Annotated in this window: 17 protein-coding genes; 10 read left to right on the plus strand and 7 right to left on the minus strand. The window is 72.0% G+C overall.

The features are described 5' to 3' along the window. Both AC07A6_RS36935 and AC07A6_RS36940 read right to left on the minus strand, forming a co-directional pair. Positions 1-629: trypsin-like peptidase domain-containing protein (locus tag AC07A6_RS36935; RefSeq protein ID WP_478780041.1), on the minus strand; the 629-nt coding region annotated here is incomplete at its 3' end. A 195-nt stretch (positions 630-824) separates the two neighbouring features. Further along, positions 825-1,976 (minus strand): DNA cytosine methyltransferase, encoded by a 1,152-nt coding sequence (locus AC07A6_RS36940; protein ID WP_478780042.1) that lies wholly within the window; start codon positions 1,974-1,976, stop codon positions 825-827. A gap of 164 nt (positions 1,977-2,140) precedes the next feature. Here AC07A6_RS36940 and AC07A6_RS36945 point away from each other — a divergent pair, with 164 nt between their 5' ends. The 4 genes from AC07A6_RS36945 (at position 2,141) to AC07A6_RS36960 (ending at position 4,848) form a co-directional block, all read left to right on the plus strand. Further along, the gene (locus AC07A6_RS36945; RefSeq protein ID WP_478780043.1) at positions 2,141-3,349 is read left to right on the plus strand and encodes a restriction endonuclease; all 1,209 of its coding nucleotides are present in this window, start codon (positions 2,141-2,143) and stop codon (positions 3,347-3,349) included. 418 nt (positions 3,350-3,767) lie between these two features. After that, entirely contained in the window at positions 3,768-4,031 is a 264-nt protein-coding gene (locus AC07A6_RS36950) for a CopG family transcriptional regulator (protein ID WP_478780044.1), read from the plus strand. Further along, on the plus strand, positions 4,028-4,441 hold the full coding sequence (locus AC07A6_RS36955) for a PIN domain-containing protein (protein WP_386273225.1): 414 nt from the start codon (positions 4,028-4,030) through the stop codon (positions 4,439-4,441). Before AC07A6_RS36950 ends, AC07A6_RS36955 begins: the two co-directional genes overlap by 4 nt. Positions 4,442-4,464: 23 nt before the next feature. Next, complete coding sequence (locus AC07A6_RS36960) at positions 4,465-4,848, plus strand: DUF397 domain-containing protein (RefSeq protein ID WP_478780045.1); 384 nt, start codon at positions 4,465-4,467, stop codon at positions 4,846-4,848. Positions 4,849-4,879: 31 nt separating this feature from the next. Here the strand turns inward: AC07A6_RS36960 and AC07A6_RS36965 are convergent, their stop codons facing one another. Both AC07A6_RS36965 and AC07A6_RS36970 read right to left on the minus strand, forming a co-directional pair. Further along, positions 4,880-7,354 carry a helicase-associated domain-containing protein gene (locus AC07A6_RS36965; RefSeq protein ID WP_478780046.1) on the minus strand — a complete coding sequence of 825 codons (2,475 nt, stop codon included), beginning with the start codon at positions 7,352-7,354 and terminating at the stop codon, positions 4,880-4,882. A 106-nt stretch (positions 7,355-7,460) separates the two neighbouring features. Then, entirely contained in the window at positions 7,461-8,696 is a 1,236-nt protein-coding gene (locus AC07A6_RS36970) for an MFS transporter (protein WP_478780047.1), read from the minus strand. A gap of 222 nt (positions 8,697-8,918) precedes the next feature. Here AC07A6_RS36970 and AC07A6_RS36975 point away from each other — a divergent pair, with 222 nt between their 5' ends. Both AC07A6_RS36975 and AC07A6_RS36980 read left to right on the plus strand, forming a co-directional pair. Beyond that, a complete protein-coding gene (locus AC07A6_RS36975) occupies positions 8,919-9,902 on the plus strand; it encodes an XdhC family protein (RefSeq protein ID WP_478780048.1) in 984 nt (327 codons plus the stop codon). Positions 9,903-10,067: 165 nt separating this feature from the next. Further along, positions 10,068-10,463 (plus strand): DUF6479 family protein, encoded by a 396-nt coding sequence (locus tag AC07A6_RS36980; RefSeq protein WP_362467212.1) that lies wholly within the window; start codon positions 10,068-10,070, stop codon positions 10,461-10,463. Between the two features lie 62 nt (positions 10,464-10,525). Here AC07A6_RS36980 and AC07A6_RS36985 read toward each other — a convergent pair whose 3' ends face one another. Together AC07A6_RS36985 and ligD are read right to left on the minus strand one after the other, a co-directional pair. Further along, entirely contained in the window at positions 10,526-11,431 is a 906-nt protein-coding gene (locus tag AC07A6_RS36985) for an ATP-dependent DNA ligase (protein ID WP_478780049.1), read from the minus strand. Further along, a complete protein-coding gene (ligD, locus tag AC07A6_RS36990; RefSeq protein ID WP_478780050.1) occupies positions 11,428-12,312 on the minus strand; it encodes a non-homologous end-joining DNA ligase in 885 nt (294 codons plus the stop codon). Before ligD ends, AC07A6_RS36985 begins: the two co-directional genes overlap by 4 nt. Before the next feature lie 31 nt (positions 12,313-12,343). Between ligD and ku the strand changes: the two genes are divergently transcribed. Then, positions 12,344-13,567, plus strand: a complete 1,224-nt coding sequence (gene ku, locus AC07A6_RS36995) for a non-homologous end joining protein Ku (RefSeq protein ID WP_478780051.1) — start codon at positions 12,344-12,346, stop codon at positions 13,565-13,567. An 18-nt stretch (positions 13,568-13,585) separates the two neighbouring features. Here the strand turns inward: ku and AC07A6_RS37000 are convergent, their stop codons facing one another. After that, a complete protein-coding gene (locus AC07A6_RS37000; RefSeq protein WP_386273235.1) occupies positions 13,586-14,380 on the minus strand; it encodes an NERD domain-containing protein in 795 nt (264 codons plus the stop codon). Positions 14,381-14,565: 185 nt separating this feature from the next. Between AC07A6_RS37000 and AC07A6_RS37005 the strand changes: the two genes are divergently transcribed. The 3 genes from AC07A6_RS37005 (at position 14,566) to AC07A6_RS37015 (ending at position 17,288) form a co-directional block, all read left to right on the plus strand. Next, on the plus strand, positions 14,566-15,225 hold the full coding sequence (locus tag AC07A6_RS37005; protein WP_478780052.1) for a hypothetical protein: 660 nt from the start codon (positions 14,566-14,568) through the stop codon (positions 15,223-15,225). Positions 15,226-15,321: 96 nt separating this feature from the next. Beyond that, positions 15,322-16,059, plus strand: coding sequence for a hypothetical protein (locus AC07A6_RS37010; RefSeq protein ID WP_478780053.1), 738 nt, complete (start codon positions 15,322-15,324; stop codon positions 16,057-16,059). Continuing rightward, on the plus strand, positions 16,056-17,288 hold the full coding sequence (locus AC07A6_RS37015; protein ID WP_478780054.1) for a histidine kinase dimerization/phospho-acceptor domain-containing protein: 1,233 nt from the start codon (positions 16,056-16,058) through the stop codon (positions 17,286-17,288). Before AC07A6_RS37010 ends, AC07A6_RS37015 begins: the two co-directional genes overlap by 4 nt. The last annotated feature ends 921 nt before the right edge of the window (positions 17,289-18,209 follow it).

Below are 18,209 nucleotides of genomic sequence, written 5' to 3' on the forward strand. Positions count from 1 at the left end.
CCGATGTTCAGCCCATTTTCTGCACCTCGGTACGCGCCCTCGTTTAGGAGAAAAACCGGGCTGCCACTACTTCCCCCAAACACGGACCCATCGATTAGGAAGGCGGGATCGCCTCCCATGTCCAGGTCCAACGGAGTTGCAGTGATCCCCCGCCGCACGATGGGAGTGAGATGCTTAGGATCACACCGGCCATCAGGGTACCCAATGAATGTGACCTCTTCGATCGCGTCGACGTAGAGGTTCTCCATGTCGGTGGCCAGCAAGGACAGCGGGAGAGCCTTCATGAAGAGCTGCTCTCCACACTCCACCAATATGCCGGCTAGTGGAATAACTGCGATATCAATCGCAGGGTTCGGGTGCCCAAAATAGGAATCAGGAGGAAAGGTCACCTCGACACCGTGGCCAAGGTTTGGCTCATCGGTACCATGCTTGCGTGCGATGAAGTGCGCGGAGAGGCGGAGAGCGTCGCTAACGACATGCTTGTTCGTTACCAAGAGAGGGCACATATGGCCATTCTCAAGATCGACAAACAAGACGAAGCCCGTCCCCGTCTTAACGCCCGATGCCTGGACGTTGCCTATGCGCACGGTCGAGAAGAGGAGCTGCCTGCCAGGGGTGTTGATGTTCACATCCGCAGCATCGCACCGCGAGAGTAGGCATGCAGCCATGTTCGCGAATCTGGGCTGCCCCGCGGAGAGTATGGAACCTGAACCCGCGATGACTCACGCCACGACATCGCAGCCACCCATGACTTCTGAGACTGAGCAGCTTGCCCACGCCAGAGACGGGCCAGGCAGAGCGGAGAGTCATCCTTCTGCGGCGCCTCAGCTAGCGAGCCGCTGGTGGACGGCGCCGGCGACGGCACGTGCCAGCCCCACAGGTACCGCGTTGCCGATCTGTCGAGCGATCTCGATCTTCGTCCCATGCCAGAGGTAGTCCTCAGGAAAGCCCTGTAGGAGTGCGGCCTCGAAGTGCGTGATGGGGCGATCCTCCGCAGGGTGGAGGTAGCGGCCCTTCTCAGGCTTGTAGAACTCTGTGCGGATTGTGACAGACGGCTGCCCGAGACGAAGGCGCCCCATCACATCTCCAGAGCCGTTGCGGTGCCTGTCCCAGCTCTCCGTACCGAGGTACACGATCCTGCCATCGACTTCGGCCTCCACGCCGCGGAGGTTCGCCCGGTTACCACCTGCCGGAATTGCTCGATATCGGGCCAACGAGAGGGCCGTCGGATTTCGTCCGATATGCAGCTCGCCCGTCGAGAACGGCCCGTCGATATTGTCGGCCCTCTTGCGCTCAGGAAGAAGCGTTCCACGGATCTCCAGTGCCGCGGATCGCTGGAAGACTGGGTCAACCGGAATCCAGGACGCGAGTTTGGGCTCCGAATCAAACAGGGAAAGAGCATCAGTTCGTGGCGGCTCTTTCGCATGTGTCGGGGCGGGAAGCGCGATCGCGTTACCGACCGAATGGTGCGTCCCGATAACTATGGCGCGCCTACGCGCCTGAGGAACGCCGTAGTCCGCGGCGTTCAGGATCCCCCCAGCCAGGGTGTAGTCCGCGAGAATGCCTCCCGGCTGGACGGCCTCCTGGAGCCGCGCATACTCATAGGATTTGAAGAATCGGTCGACGTTCTCCAGGACGAATGCCTTTGGGCGTACCTGGCTCACAATCCTGGCGTACTGCTCCCAGAGGGCGTTTCGCGGATCAAAATGATCCTCCTTTCCCAGGCCTGAAAAACCCTGACAGGGCGGCCCGCCGGTGATGACGTCGACGCCACCCTCAAAGTCGTACGCATCGAACTTCTCTATGTCGAGGCACATCACATTGGCGCCCACATGGTTGGCCTGGAAGGTAGCAGCTGCCGCAGGGGCGTATTCCACGGCCGCAACGGTGGTGAAGGCGTTCTCACAGGCTTGCCCCGTCGCGGCGAACGAACGGAACCCTTCACTGAACCCCCCGCAGCCTGCGAAGAGGTCCATCACGCGCAGTGGTCGCATCAACCATCCCTCAAGATCACCCGGCGGTACCGGGGGGATCCTACGCAACAGCACTGACAGCTAGGACTGGTTCGCCTTCGCCAGACACCGCAGCAGACGAGCCAGCGGCCGCGGGACTGTCAGTGCAGGGTGGTAGACCATGGAGCATGACCCTCCCTGTGGCTCCTGAACCCCACGTGCCGTTCGCAGACCTGCCGTCCGCTGACCTTGTGGTCGACAAGCTCTACGCAGGTGGGGCGAAGGGCAACACCGGCGACGACCCGATGTCCAAGCTGATAAAGGGTGTTGGCAACCAGGGCGGCTTCAGGTACGCCGGCTCGCCAGCCAAGGGAACAGTGCGCTTGGTCGTGCTGTATACCAGCGGCGAGGACGTGGACTGGCCTGACCACCTTGACGTGCAGACGGGCACCTTCACCTACTACGGCGACAACAAGAAGCCGGGGCAAGGGCTCCACGAGACCAAGCGGTTGGGCAACGCCCTAATGCGGGACGCGTTCAAGGCGTCCTACGGGACCCCCGCGGAGCGCGCTAGCGTCCCGCCCTTTCTCCTCTTCGAGAAGTCGGGAACGTCAGGCCGGTCGGTCAGATTCCGTGGCCTGTTGGCCCCTGGTGGGCCAACCATGACCTCTGACGAAGAGCTGGCAGCGATCTGGCGGGCAACTGGAGACAAGAGATTCCAGAACTACCGGGCGCGCTTCACCGTGCTCGACCACAACCTGATCCCCCGCACCTGGATCCAGCAGCTACTCGATGGAGGAGGCCCTCTGGGTGGAGACTGCCCCGACGTGTGGCGGACCTGGGTCGAGAGCCGCGTGTACCGGCCCCTGCTGGCACCTTCCACCACCGTCATCCGCTCGAAGGCGAACCAGCTTCCTGATGACCCTGCCGGCCGGGCCATGCTGGAAGAGATCCGCGAGTACTTCCGCGGACGCGAGCACGACTTCGAGGCCTGCGCAGTTTCCATCTGGCGGCTGATCGCCCCGAGCACGGGAGCAGTAGACGTCACCCGCCCAAGCCGGGACGGCGGGCGAGACGCGGTGGGCATTTACGTGCTGGGCCCGGTGGCGAACCCCATCGCGATCGACTTCGCCCTTGAAGCCAAGTGCTACGCAACAGACAGCTCGGTCGGCGTACGCGAGGTTTCCCGGTTGATCTCACGGCTCCGGCACCGCAACTTCGGTGTGCTGGTCACGACCTCGTTCTTCAACAAGCAGGTGCAGGACGAGGTACACGAAGACGGACATCCGATTGCACTGGTCTGCGGGCGGGACATCATCGATGTGCTGCGGCAGCACGGGCGGACGACCGTGGACTCCGTTCGGGAGTGGCTCAAGCAGAGCTTCCCTCAGCCGTAGTCCATCGTTGGCCGCGGCCCATTCGTGGACTGGCGAGCGCCTTCAGCCGGTCTACTAGCCCCTGACCTGCTGAAACGCCTGAGACGCACGGGCCCTCCGGAGCCGTGTGCGCAGGTTCGAATCCTGCCGGGGGCACTTCGCAGGAAGTGCCCAAAGACCCCGCCATCAGCGGTAACGCTGAAGTCGGGGTCTTCGCGTATGTGCGGACAAGCCGTCTGTCGGGTGCGGGAGTTGTTCAGGGCTCGGGTGCCCTCGGGACCGCGGGTCGGCGCTCGCCCCTCCTGAGAGCACCTCATACCCGGCCTGCCGAACTCGGCTTGGCGTCCACCGCCGCTCTCCAGGTCAACGTGTCGCCTGCGGCAGCCATGCCGGCCTCAAGGGCCCCACCTCCGGGAGGATGGCAGGTAGGATAGGTGGTATGAGTGAGCCTACCGGCAAGTACTCGATCACCATGCCGCGCGACATCGCCGAGGCCGCCAAAGCCCGGAGCGGCCCCTCCGGCCTGTCCGCCTACGTGGCCGCGGCCGTCGCCCGCCAGATCGAACGCGACAACCTCAACGAACTCATCACCGTCGCCGAAGCCGAGCACGGCCCCGTCACGGACGAGGAGATCCAGTCCCTGCGCGACCAGCTCACCCAGGCACGACGCGAGCAGGCGCAGCACGGGGCGACCGCCGCGTGACCCGCTCCCCCGCGGTCCCGGGCGGCACCCTCGTCCTGGACAGCGAAGGCCTGGCCAAGGCCGTCCTGCGCGACCGAACGGTCACCGCCTGGCTCACCCTGGCCCGTGCCGACGACCTGCGCGTGGTCACCTCGGCGGCCACCCTCGTCGAGGTGGTCCACCCCCGCATCAACCGCCCGGCCCTGGAGTGGACGCTCTCCCGCCTCGTCGTGGAGCCGATCACCGAACCGATCGCCCGCCACGCCGCCACCCTCCTCGCCGACGTCGGCCTGCATGGCCACAAGTACGCCATCGACGCCATGCTCGCCGCCACCGCCCTCGCCGCACCCGGCCCGGTCACGATCCTCACCTCCGACCCCGAGGACCTCGCAATGCTGTGCGGCACGCAAGCCACGGTCATCAAGATCTGACGGTCGGCTGACAGAAGCACCACGTGATCGGCGAAGCGCTGAAGCTGGTGACGGAGGAGAACCTCGGGGCCAAGGCCGCGGTCCAGCTCAACGAGTGGAACCACTGCCGTACGGGGATGACCGAGCAGACCCTGAAGAAGCAGGACGGCAAGTGGTTCCGCGGCTGGTACGCGGAGGGGCGGCCCCTCATCCAGGGCGAGCAGGACGGCCAGGCCTCCCGTCGCGGCCGCGCAACGTGGCGGGTCAGCAGCTGCAGCGGCGGACAGGGCGAGTGCGTCGAGGTCGCAGACAACATCCCCGGCCTCGTCCCCGTCCGAAACAGCAAGCGGCCGGCCGGGCCCGTGATCGGGTTCGGGGCGCGGGCTTGGGCGTGGGCGTGGCGGGCGTTCGTCTCCCACCTGGGCTGAGCGGGGCGGATTCACATGCCGCGACCTGGACTCAGCCGCCCGGACGGAGCGCGGCGGCCATGGTGCGCGCGCTGGCCGGGACGCCCCGCACGGCTTCGCCGTAGGGCGGGTGGGCCTGGTCGAGGGTCGGGAGGCGAGCCGGCGCGCGGTCCGTGGGCGCCCGGTCGAGGACGGTGGCACCGGTCTCGGCCTCCTGCGTGGGGGCGTATCCGGCCGCGCGCAGGACGGTGAGGGTCTCCTCGGGCGGCGCTGTGGAGATCAGGACGGTGGGGGCGATCCGGCGGAGGCGGAGTCCGGCCAGGCCGCGGGCCTGGGCCACCTCGGCGATCAGGCCGGGGTCGTCCGAGCGGATGCAGCAGGCGGAGCGGACGACCTTGAGCTGTCCGTGGGTACGGGCGGTGTCCTTGACCGTGTAGGCCAGTGGCTGAGGCAGCGGGGTGCCGCTTTCGCTCACCGCTGCAAGGCGGTCGAGGAGTTCGTCGGCGCTCCAGCCTGAGTCGAGGGCCCGCCGGACCGTGGCAGCGGTGATCCGCCAGACCACCGCGTGGCCCTCGGACTCGATGTCACCGACGCCGGAGAGCAGATCGGCGAGGGCGGGGGTGGGCGCGCCCGTGACCGTGGCGGTGAGGTCGCTCTGGAAGCAGGCCGTGCCGCTGGGCTCGGGCAAGGAGTCGTACAGGGCCTCGCGCAGCGCGGTCACCGCCCGCGCCAGCGTCGGGCGGAGGGAGAGGTCCTCACCCAGGCCCTCGGAACCCCGGCAAGCCGGATCGGCGCCCGCTCCGGGCACGGCGGGGTAGTGGTGAGCTGCGCCCGCCTCCAGCAGGCGGCACAGGGCGCGTCCGACGGGAGTGAGCGCGCCATGGGCGACCACGCCGAGCAGGGCCGCCTCTTGCAGGGTGGCTGCCAGGCGGTCGAGCAGTTCGTCCGCGACGGCGAGTTCCCCGGTTCCGTCCTCGGCCAGGTGTCCTCGCAGGAGCGGCTGGAACCACGTGGCCAGGACGAGGAGTTCGGCGTATCCCCGCGCGTCCCCGGTCAGCCCGTGTCCGGAGGGAAGGGTGGCGAGAGCGCGCAGTACCCCGGTGCGCAGGGTCACGGCGTCCTCGTCGTTCGGGCTGATGAGCGCGACCGGTGTCTCGTCGGGGTCCGGCCAGTGGCTCAGGACTTCGGGTACCACGGCCCAGGCGGCCAGCAACGGCATTAGCTTGCCGGCGGCCGGGGCGGCGGCCCAGGCGTCGTAGCGATCACTGGGCAGGAGCCGGGCGGAGGGCTGGACGGCCTTGGCGTTCCGGCGGCCACGGGCCGCGGGGGCCGGCTCCTCGTCCCGGGGCGCGGCGAGTCCGGCGTTCGCCGCGAGGTCGAGCCACAGCCGGGTGTCGGCCTCGTCCGCCCCGGACGCCTTGGCCAGCCGCCTGGTGTCGCGTACGGCGATCCCGCCGGCCTTGCGGATCGCGACGGGCTGGGCGGCCAGTGCCCGCAGTACCAGTTCGGCCCGCCAGACGGCCGCGGAGGCGGCCGTGCCGGCCTCGCCTTCCCAACCGGGCGGAAGCGGCGCCGTGGCGGTGAGCGGCTCCGGTTCGAGCCGGGGGCTGGGTGGCGCGTCCTCGTCGCGGAGGGCGCGGGCGACCTCGTACGGAAGCTCCACGAGGTCGAGTCCGATGGGGATCAGGAGCCCGCGAGCGGCCAGCCAGTCGGTCCCCTCATCACCGCTTCCGCCGTCCCGGAAGACGTACTTGGAATCCGCGGCCGCGTACTGGGCCCCGTACCGGCTGACGAAGCAGTGGGTGCGCAGCAGCGGCGGGCCGGGCACCAGGTGGTCCAGTAGTTCCCGGGCGCGGGCCGGGGCTCCGGCCACCAGGGCCCGGACCCGGACGGGGTCGGCGAGGAGTGCGGTGATGAGGTCCTGGGCCTGGTCGCGGGTACGGGCAGCGCCCTCACCGAAGAGGGTGGCGGCGATCCGTTTGGCCTCGGGGGCGTTGTAGGCGGTGGTGAGCAGCCGGTCGGCTGGACGGCCGAAGCCGTCGAACCCGGCGGCCCGTACATGCAGCAGAGGCGGCAGCGCCAGTCGGCCTTTGGCCGCGGGAAGCAGCAGCGCGCGCTCTCGCAGTCGCGCGAGCGTGCGCTCCGCCTGCCGCCGTTCCTCTCCTGGCTCGAACCAGGCCAGCACATCCCGCTCGGGCACCAGTCGTTCCGCGGGCTCCACCGGCGCCACCGGCGGGCGCTGTTGCCAGGGGTACCGCGGAGCGTCCTGTGCGCCGAGCGCGGCGGGCCCGTGGCGCTCCAGTGCCAACGCGGCGATGGAGACCAGCAGTTCCAGCTCCCCCGCGGTACCCGCCATCAGGCCGTGACTCACCGACTCGTCGGTGAGGAGGTACTCGGCAAGCTCGGGGAGCGTGGTGATGCGCCGGTCTTCGGCGGCGCGCGGCAGTCCGCGCTCCTCCAGCAGGATGGTCAGGCGCTCGGCGTCGAGGGTGGCGAGCCACTTCGTCAGGGCGGTGCACGCTTTCACCCGGCCAGCGTAGCTTCGGCAGGCCACCCCGCAGGGGTGAACCGTCGTCGGCGGGGGCCTCCCTCGTGCAGGGCGATCGATACGGCCGCCCCGGCTGCCGCCCCTCTCACGTGCGGGAGTTGTCCAGGGTGCGGGTGGGTTCGGAGGCCGGGGTCAGCGTCAGGGCAAGCGCCGTAGCCGTCAGGGAGAGGAGGCCGCCCGTGGAGAGGGACCAGCGGGGGCCCCAGTGGTCGGAGAGCCAGCCCGTCAGGAGGGCGCCCAGGGGGGTGGTGCCCATGAAGATCAGGGTGAAGAGGGCCATCACGCGGCCGCGGTAGGCGGGGTCCGAGCCGAGTTGGATGCGGTGGTTGGCCGCCTGGGCGAAGTACATCATCGCGAAGCCGGTGAGCGAGAGGAGGAGGCAGGCCGTGGGGAGGGTGGGGGCCAGGCCCGTGAGGGCTTCCGTCGCGCCGAAGGCCAGGGCGGAGCCGGTGACCACCGCCGCCGTCGGGCGGGTGCGGCGGGCCGTCGCCGCGAAGGCGGCCAGCAGGGAGCCCGCCGCGAGGGAGCTGCTCAGCAGTCCGAAGGCCGCCGAGCCGGTGTGGAACTCGGTCTTGGCCAGGAGCGGCAGCGTCAGCTGGAAGTTGAAGCCGGCCAGGCCCAGTACGCCGACCAGGGTGAGGGGGAGGACCAGGTCCGGGCGGCGGGCCACGTAGCGCAGGCCGTCCGCGATCCGGGCGCCGGGCGGGCGGGAGGGCGGGCCGTGGAGTTCCGCGGGGCGCATCAGGGCGAGGCCCGCCACGGCCGCCAGGTAGCTGCACGCGTTGAGCAGGATGACCGGGCCGACGCCGAGGCGGGCGATGAGCAGGCCCGCGGCCGCCGGGCCGGCCACCCGGGCGGCGTTGAAGTAGGCGCCGCTCAGGGCCGACGCGTTGGGGAGCAGTTCGTTGCCGACCATCTCGCCGACGAAGGCGATGCGGGTGGGTGCCTCGACGGAGTTGACCGCGCCGAGGAGGAGGGCGAAGAGCCAGATGTGCCACAGGTGGATCTCGCCGAGCATCAGCCATAGGGCCAGGAGCAGGGAGAGGGTGCCCGATGCGAGGTTCGCCAGGACCAGGATGCGGCGTTTGCTGTGGCGGTCGGCGAGCCGGCCCCCGTAGAGGGTGAGGAGGAGGACCGGTGTGAACTGGAGGGCGGTGACGACGCCCAGTGCCGTGCCCGAGTCGCCCGACAGCTCCAGCACCAGCCAGTCCTGCGCGATCACCATCATCCAGGTGCACGTCACCGAGAGGAGCTGGCCGAGGAAGAAGAGCCGGAAGTTGCGCACGGAGAGGGAGTCGAAGGCGCGTTTCAGGGTGAGCACGGGCGGTAGTTTCCCTTCGCTCCCTCGATTCTCCGTGGTGGTGGCGGAGCGGCCACTCGTGGACGGTTCCGGTGGTCCGTACGAGGGCGACGGGCCGGGGTCTGTGGGTTCGGGGGATGGGTGGCGGCCCGGGGCGTGGCTAGTGTGGTTCGCGAGGCCGCTTTGTGCCCGTTGACCAGGTGCTTTGCGGCGAGGGAGCGCACAGAGGATGGGGCGACGAGGATGCGTGAGCTTGCGGAGACGGCGCGGCAGTGGACGGCCGAGGGGCGGGTGGCGTTCCTGGCCCGGCCCGTGACCGAGCAGGGGTTCGGGCCCCGGGACCCCGCCGGGGCCGTGCTCGTGGACGCCCGCGGGGAGTGCGTCGGGGCCCTGTACCGCGGGGTGTTCGACGCCGAGCTGGTGGCGGAGGCCGGGGCCCTGGGCGGTGCCGGGCGGACCGCGCGGGTGTGCGAGGTGTCGGTCGGGTCCGGCGAGGCCACGGCGGCGAAGCTGACCTGCGGCGGGCAGGCGGAGGTGCTGCTGCAGCCGCTGTCCGCGATCCCCGCCGAATGGTGGGAGCTGCTGGGCACCGGGGCCGGGGTGGCGCTCGTGACCCGGCTCAGCGAGGGCGCGGACGGCGCCGTCAGCGAGGTCGTACGGGCCGGCGACGCGCCGGCCGACGACGCCGGGCGGCGTGCCGGGGAGCTGCTGGGGACCCGGCGGCCCGGGCGGGACGCCCTGTACGGGGGGTCCGGGCTGGTGCTGGTGGAGGCGTACCCGTCGGCCCCGCACGTGGTGATCGGCGGGACCGGGGAGCTGGCCGAGGTGATCGGCGCGCAGTCGGCGCTGCTGGGCTGGGAGTCCGTCGTGGTAGAGGACGCGGCGGAGGCCGAGAAGGTGCTGGCCGCGCACCGGGACGCCGCCTGTCTGGTGCTGCTCAGCCACGATCCGGACTTCGACGTGCCGACCCTGCGGAACGCGCTCGCGCTGGGCATCCCGTACGTCGGCGCGCTCGGTTCCCGGCGGACGACCGCGCGGCGCCAGGACGGTCTGGTGGCCGCCGGGTTGGGTGCTTCCGACCTGGCGCGGGTGCACGGGCCGATCGGGCTGGATCTGGGGGCCAAGACCCCGGCGGAGACGGCGCTGGCCATCTGCGCCGAGATCCTCGGGGTGCTCGGGGGCCGGGACGCGCGGGGGCTGCGGGACTCGGACGGGCCGCTGCGGTGAGCGGTGACCGCCCCCTTCATCCATTCGGAGTAGGGGGCGGTGCGCGCCCCGGGGCGGTGAGGGGCCGGGGTGGGGGCCGGGGCGGGGTCGGTTTCCGGGGGGATTGGGGGGATTCTTTGCGCTGCTCCCACGTGCAAAAGTAGCAAAAGCGGGAAAATGGGCCCTATGGACACGATCCTCAGCGTGGACAAGATCCTGACCGACATCGCGTGGTTCTTCGTCGTCGGCATCGTCATCGCCGGCGTCCTGCTCGCCGGGTTCAAGCTGGGCCAGCGGGTCCGGGAGAAGGAGCCGCCGCCGCCCACCCCGGAGAGCCAGCCGCACCTGCCCGAGGGCGGGGCGGTCCACGAGGTCCGCGAGGAGCGTGACCCGGTGGAGATCCCCGAGGGCGGCCTGCGCCCGCACGAGATGCAGGGCTACGGGAACTTCGGCTCCACCACCTCCAGCCATGCCGACGAGGTACGGGCCGAGCGCGAGTCCGGCTACAAGAAGCCCGAGGGCCCGGGACCGCACCCGCAGCCCGGGGCACCGCCCGACGCGGGGCGCGGCGCGCACGCCTGAACACCCCCCGCCTGAACGCCCCGCCACCGCCACCGGCCTCTGACCTGCGCCTCCCGCGCGGGTCAGAGGTCCGTCCGCAGCCGCAGCACCTCCGGCGGCGGGTGGCGCAGCGCGGTGTGCCGGACCTCGGCCGCCAGCGGGGGGTCCAGAAGCCGGAACGGCACCTCTCCGAACCCGATGGCCGTGACCACGCCCCCGCCGGTGCCCGCGTCCCCGCGTTCCGCGACGGCCGCCGCCAGCTCCGTGCGCAGCACCGCCGAGAGCGGGCTCGACACCAGCGGCGCCTCGTCCTCCTCCCCCGGCATGACCAGTACGAGCGCCAGCGGGCGGCGCGGAGTGCCGGTGTAGCCGATCACCGCCGCGTCCCGCACGTCGGTGTGCCGGAGCTTGCGCCAGGCGCGCCGCCCGGCGGGGTAGGGCTGGTCCAGCCGCTTCACGACCAGGCCCTCGATGCCGCTGGCGGGCAGGGTCTCGTACCAGGTCTCGGCCAGCTCCGGGTCCGTCGTCATCGGTACGGGCTGGAGCGGCGGGCCCAGCGGCAGCAGCAGGTCGACCAGCAGGGCCCGGCGCCGCTCGTACGGGCGCCCGCGTACGTCCACCCCGGCCAGCTCCAGCACGTCGAACGCGGCGTACGAGGCCGGCAGGCTCTGCGCGAGCACCGCGGCCCGCGCCGCGTTCGCCGCCGCCGCGCGCCGCTGGACCAGCGCGAAGTCCGTGCGGCCGGCGTGCCAGACGACCACCTCCCCGTCCAGCACGGTCCCGGCGGGCAACTGCCGTGCGGCCGCCGCCAGATCGGGGAACGCGGCGGTGACGATCCGCCCGGAGCGGGCCTGGAGCACCACGTCCTCCCCGGTGCGCAGCACGACCATGCGGTGGCCGTCGAACTTCGGCTCGTACGCCAGGCCCGCCGCCCGCGGCAGGGTCCGTACGGCGGCGGCGAGCGCGACCTGGACGGCCGGCGGGGTCACGGCAGGCTCCCGGCCCGTCCGGGGTCGGTCAGCGGGGCGAGGAGGTCGCCGTCGCGGGCCAGCCGGGGCGGGATGTCCTCGGCGAGGAACACCAGGTCGCGGGGATCGCGGCAGGCTTCGACCTCCGCCCAGGAGACGGGCGCGGAGACGGTCGGCAGGCGCCGCGCGCGCAGCGTGTAGGGGGCCGCGGTGGTCTTGGCGGCGGCGTTCTGGCTGTGGTCGACGAAGACCTTGCCGGGGCGCAGCGCCTTCGCCATGCGGTGCACGACCAGGTCGGGGAGCGCGGCCTCGGCCTCCTGGGCGAGGGCCTTGGCGTACGCGGAGGCACGCGCGGAGGGGACCGGTTCGAGCGCCACGGCCAGGTGGAGGCCCTTGGAGCCTGAGGTCTTGGCGTACGCGGTCAGGCCGTCGGCGGCGAGCCGCTCGCGCAGCCACAGGGCCGCGGCGCGGCATTCGAGGACGGTGGCGGGCGGGCCGGGGTCGAGGTCGAACACGAGCCGGTCGGCGACGGCGGGGGCGCCGGCCCGCCACTGGGGGGTGTGGAACTCGACGACGAGGTTGGCCGCCCACATCAGGGACGCCAGGTCGGACACGACCACCTGTTCGGCCCGTTCGTCCTCGGAGCGGGGCACGGGGGTGGTCTTCACCCAGGCGGGTGTGCCGGGCGGCGGGTTCTTGGTGAAGAAGAGCTGGCCGTCCGGGCCGTCCGGATAGCGCAGGAAGGACAGCGGGCGGTCCTTGATGTGCGCGAGGAGGGCGTCCGCGACGGTGGCGTAGTAGTGCAGCACCTCGCCCTTGGTGAAGCCGGTCCCCGGGTAGAGGACCTTGTCCAGGTTGCTGAGCGCGATGCGACGCCCCTCCACCATCGTGATCGGCGTCATACGATGAGATTGCCACGAATCAGGAGGAACCGTGCGATCCATTTGGAACGGGGCGATCTCCTTCGGCCTGGTCAGCATCCCGATCAAGCTCGTGAACGCCACCGAGAGCCACTCGATCTCCTTCCGTCAGATCCATGTGACCGACGGCGGCCGCGTCCGCTACCGCAAGGTGTGCGAGCTGGACGGGGAGGAGGTGTCCTCCGACGAGATCGGCAAGGGGTACGAGGAGGCGGACGGTTCGATCATCCCGATCACGGAGGAGGACCTGGCGCAGCTGCCGATCGCGACGGCGAAGACGATCGAGATCGTGTCGTTCGTGCCCGCCGACGAGATCGACCCGCTCCAGATGGACGCCGCGTACTACCTCGCGGCGAACGGGGCCACGGCGGCCAAGCCGTACACGCTGCTGCGGGAGGCGCTCAAGCGCAGCCGGCGGGTGGCGATCGCCAAGTACGCGCTGCGGGGGCGGGAGCGGCTGGGCATGCTGCGGGTCGTCGACGACGTGATCGCGATGCACGGACTGCTGTGGCCGGACGAGATCAGGGCGCCCGAGGGGGTGGCCCCGGAGGCCTCGGTGTCCGTACGGGAAGCCGAACTGGACCTGGCCGACGCCCTGATGGCGACGCTGGGCGAGGTGGAGATGGCCTCCCTGCACGACGACTACCGCGAGGCCGTGGAGGCGATGATCGCGGCGAAGGCGGGCGGGGCGTTCGAGCCCGCGGAGGCGGTGGTGGAGCCGGCCGGCGGGCAGGTGATCGACCTGATGGCGGCGCTGGAGAACAGCGTGCGGGCCGCCAGGGCCTCGCGGGGCGGCGACGGGGGCGGCGAGGGGGGTGAGGGCGGCAAGGAGGCGGAGGTGACCCCGATCCGGCGCGGGGCGGCTGCCGCCGCGCCGCCCAAGGAGGTGGGCGGGAAGAAGTCGACGGCAGCCGGGACCGCCGGGCGGAAGACGGCCGCCGCGGGGAGGAAGACCGCGACGAAGTCCACCTCGGCGGCCTCGACGGCCTCGACGGCCTCGTCCGCCTCCGCCAAGCCGGGCGGCAAGAAGTCGACTTCGGCAGCGACGAAGTCCGCTCCCGCTGCCAGGAAGTCCACCTCCACGGCCCGTAAGACCGTCAAGACCGCCTCCACGCCCGCCAAGTCGACCTCCACGGCGAGGAAGTCCGCCTCGACCGCCGCCAAGTCCGCTTCCGCCACCTCGAAGAAGACGGCCGCCGCGAAGAAGACCGAGCCGCGCAAGCGGAGTTCGGCCTGAGGGCCGCCCCCGAGTCCCCTATGCCCACGCCGGGCGGGCCCGGGCCACGGCGAAGAGGGCTTCGATCTCCGGGGGTTTGAGGGTCGCCGGCGTACCCCGCAGGAGGGTCGTCAGGGTCGGCGGCTGGAGGACCAGGACGTCGCGCTGCGTCGGCGCCACCTCCACCCGGGAGGCGTCGGCCAGGGCCAGGGCCGGGGTGACCGGCGCGGCCAGCACCCGGGCGGCACAGGCCGCCGCCCGGCGGATCCAGCGGGGGTCCGGGCGGGGCTCGGCCCGGCCCACCGTCAGCAACAGGTCCCCGACCTGGGCGCGCTGGCGGCGGCCCGGGACCGTACGGACGGCGAGGACGCCCGGCGGGCCGATGAGCAGGTGGTCCAGCAGCCCCAGGCCGGGCAGCGGCACGTCGTGCAGGGCCCGCCAGTCGGAGGCCTCCAGCAGGTCGACCTCCGCGCCCGTGCGCTGCCGGGCCTGGAGCTCCTGCCGCATCCGGTGCCGGGCCCGGTTGCCCTGGGAGCCGTACGCCAACTCGCCCAGCAAGGTCTCGCCGGGCCGGTTCGGGGCGAGGTCCCGGTCGGGCGGCAGGCTCAGGCCGCGCAGCTCGGCGGGGGTGGGCACCGGGGGCGGGCCGATGGTCCAGCCGCGGGTCAGGTACGGGTGCAGGACGGCGAGGACCGCCTCGCGCTGGTCGTCCGCCAGGACGCTGATCCGGTTGGCCTGCCGGTCGTACCAGGCCACGGCCTGGCCGTCGGGCCGGTTGACGTAGAGCCGGCCGCGGCCGGGCCGGCCGCTCGGAAGGACCTTGAGTCCGCGCATCGGCCTCACCCCCGCCGTCCATGGGAGCAGGCGCCGCGCCCCCGGGCAATCCCTCGGTTGTGTAACAGCTCCGTCGGGTCCCTGCTGCCTTCCTGTTACAAGGCCATCGCCCTACCGCAACGGCCGGGCCCTACTTTTGTGCCGTCTGGAAGCGCCAGACCCTGATCATTTGCCGAGGGAATCCCGTGGAAACCGCCCGCCGCCGCACCATCGTTCGCGCCACCGCCGTGACCGCATGCGCCGGCGCACTCCTGGCACTGCCGACCGCCGCCGCGCTCGCCGACGGGGCGCCGGCCGCCTCCGGCGCGCAGCGGACCCTGGTCAGCAGCATCTCCCTCGCCGACGGCCGGTCGACCGCGAAGGTGTACCGCCTCGCGAAGGACGCATACCAGGCCGAGATCCTGCGCGCCGGCTCCAAGGTCGCCACCCTGACCAGCCGCGACGGGTCCACCGGGGTCGGCGCCGCCGGTGAGCTGCACGCCGCGCTGCGGCCCGACGGGCGGCTGTCCTCCTGGGTCGGCGACACCGTGCCCGGGGGCGGCTCCCACGCCGTCGCCGGTGACGGCCACAAGACCGGGACCCGGCACGGCGCGGGCGGCGCCCCCGGGCAGGTCGTGCCCGCGTCGCTGGACACCCCGGCCGGCACCCCGGTCGGCAGCCCGGCCGGCACCCCGGCCAAGGGCGGCTCCGGCGCCCCCGGCACCGCCGAGGCGCTGCGGCTGAACACGCTGGCCGACGGGCCCGGTGACGGCGTGCTGCTGCTCGCCGCGGGCGGCGGGATCGCGGCCGTCGGCGCCGCCGGGCTGGGCTTCGCGATGCTGCGGCGCGGGCGTACGGACGGCTGATCAGCGCCTCTGGGCGACAAATGCGGTCGAGCTGCGCATAGGGTTGGCTGGATATCGACCACCGCCGACCGGCCGCGTTCAGAGGAGGGCCCGCACGTGCGCACGCCCTCCCCCGCAGCACTGCTGGTGGCGGCCCTGCTGCTGCCGCTGGCCGCCGGCTGCGGGAACACCGGCGGGCTCGCCTCCGCCGGGCCGACCCCGACCGCCAGCGGCCCCGTACACCTGTGGCCCGAGCGGAAGGGCGCCGAGGTACCGCCCGCCGATCCGGGGGGCGCGCCGCCGGAGTACGTACGGGGGCTGCCGAAGATCACCGGCCAGAACGTGCACGAGGTCGACCCGGTCGCCCTGGTGCAGGCGGAGCTGCGCGCGCATCCGGAGATCAGCGTCGGCGCGGACGGCATGCCCGCGGAGACCGCCGCCGCGATCCGCGCCTGCGGGAAGATCGGCCAGGACCCGTCCGCGTGCCCGGTGCGGCAGCCGTACTACAGGGACCTCACCGGTAACGGCAAGGACGAGCTGGTGATCGGCATCGAGCTGCCCGACAGGATGATGTCCGTACGCGTGTACACCGTGGATGCCGGCGGCCGGATCAACCGGATCATGGCCACCACCGAGACCGTGATCAGCGTGGAGCTGGCGGGACGGGACGTCATCCTGCGCGTGCCGAGCGGCAACCCCGGCTACGAGCTGATCACCGCCTGGTCCTGGGACGCGAAGCAGCGGACGATGCTGCCGGAGCGCGAGCAGATCGTACGGGTGCCGGCCGGGGCGGCGGCGTCGTCGGCGGCCCCGTCGGCGGCGACACCTTCGAACAGTTCTCCGGGCGCGCCGTGAGGGCGTGGCTGCCGGCGTGGACGGCCACGCTGACCTGGAAGTCCGCCTGCTTCATCGTGGTGATGTGCTGCGCGCTCGCGGCGGTGCTGGGCGTACTGGTGCACGTGGAGGTGACCCGGCAGACGGTGGCGGCGGCCCGGGACAAGGCGCTGGACAAGCTCGACGAGGCCTCGTACGCGTACGAGGCGGGCGAGACCCTGCCGCCGCAGTCCGGACTCGACCCGGCGGGGCTGCCGCCGGAGCTGCGCACACTCGCGCTGAGCGGCCGGCGCGGGACGGTCATCGGCGAAGCCGGCGGGCGGCCGGTGATGTGGGCGGCGGCCCCGGCCGACGGGAAGGCCCTGGCCACCCTCATCGACTACGGGCAGAGCGCGGGAACCATCCGGGGCCTCGACAACGCGATCATCGGATCCTCCGTGCTGGCCCTCGGCGGCACCGTGCTGGTCGGCGCCTTCGCGGTGACACGGGTGACGCGGCGGCTGCACCAGACGGCGACGGTCGCACGCCGGATCACCCAGGGCGACCTGGACGCGCGGGTCGGCGACCCCCGCACGGAGGACCCCTCACGGCACCAGGACGAGGTGTCGACGGTGGCGGGCGCGCTGGACACCATGGCCGGGACCCTCCAGCGGAAACTGCAGAGCGAGCAGCGGTTCACGGCGGACGTCGCGCACGAGCTGCGCACACCGCTGACGGGCCTGCAGGCGGCTTCGGAACTGCTGCCGGAGGGACGGCCGACGGAGCTGGTACGGGAGCGGGTGCGCACGATGCGGCAGCTGACGGAGGACCTGCTGGAGATCTCACGGCTGGACTCGGGCAACGAGCGGGTCGACACCGACCTGCACCAGCTGGAGCGGCTGGCCCGGCGGGTGGTGCGGGCGTCGGGGCTGGAGACCGAGGTGGTCGTGGTGCGGGACGCGCACGTGGAGACCGACCGGCGGCGGCTGGAACGGGTGCTCGGGAACCTCCTCGCCAACGCCCACAAGCACGGGCGGGCCCCGGTGGTGCTCACGGTGGACGGCCCGGTGGTGACGGTACGGGACCACGGCGACGGGTACCCCGAGTACCTCCTCGCGGACGGACCGCAGCGCTTCCGCAGCGGGGGCAAGGGACACGGCCTGGGCCTGACGATCGCAGCGGGCCAGGCGGAGGCCATCGGCGCCCGCCTGGAGTTCCGCCGAGCCCGGGGCGGCGGCGCGGAGGCGGTACTGACCCTGCCGGTGGCCTAGCCGGGGGGTGGGGTTGGGCGGGGTGGGGTGGGGGGTGCGGTACGGGCCCGCTATCTCCCCCTCGACCCCCTGGGGTGGGGCGGGGGTTGCCCACCCGCCTCCCTGGGTGCGGGTGGGTGCGTCGGGCCGTGACGGCCGGCTTCAACCGCCAGGCCGGACCGGGGGGCGGGGGCTCGGGGGCGCAGGGCGGTGGCCGACTTCGGCTGCGGGGCGGGGTACCGGGGGCGGTAGGCCCTGGGGCGGTCTCAGGGCTGGTTGGGGGCTTCCCGTCAGTCCCATCGTCCTTCCGGTTCGGGCCGGTCCCTCAAGGGCGCTCCTTCGTCGCGTCGCTACGCGATGGCCTTCGGCCACCCTTGACCGACCGACCCGAACCGGAAAGCCGAAAGACTGCCGGGAAACCCCCAAAGAAACGGCACGGTCCATGGGAGAGGGGCGGGTCCCTCAGTGATGGGCGAGGGGCCGGGGGCCGGCCCGCCGGGCATCCGGGCCCCCACCAGTCGCAATTCCGGGCCAGGGGCGCGACCACCCGCACGAGAGGCCGACCACAGCCCCCGTGGAAGCCCCCAGGCGCGACAGATCGCTACGCGCTCCTCATCGCTTGGCGTCCGGCGCCCGTCTGGGGCTGATACCCGCACGAGAAGACGAACAGAGCAGCCCAGGCGGCGGACGGGCGCGTCAGATCGCTACGCGCTTCCCAGATCTCGGCGGCCGGCCGCCGTCTTGGGCTGGTCATGGGTCACACAAGGCCAACGTGCCCCTTTTGGCTATGTATGGGGGGCTGTTGTGGGGTCGGATGCTGCTCTGTCGGGGGGCGGGGGGGGGGGGGGGGCGCCCCAAGCCCTCAAAGGGGGCAAAAAGAAGCCCTGAGGGGGTTTTTTGTCCCCCAAAGGCTTCTTTCGCCCCTATCTCACCCCACCCCAC

This window comes from Streptomyces sp. NPDC044002 (assembly GCF_056434525.1).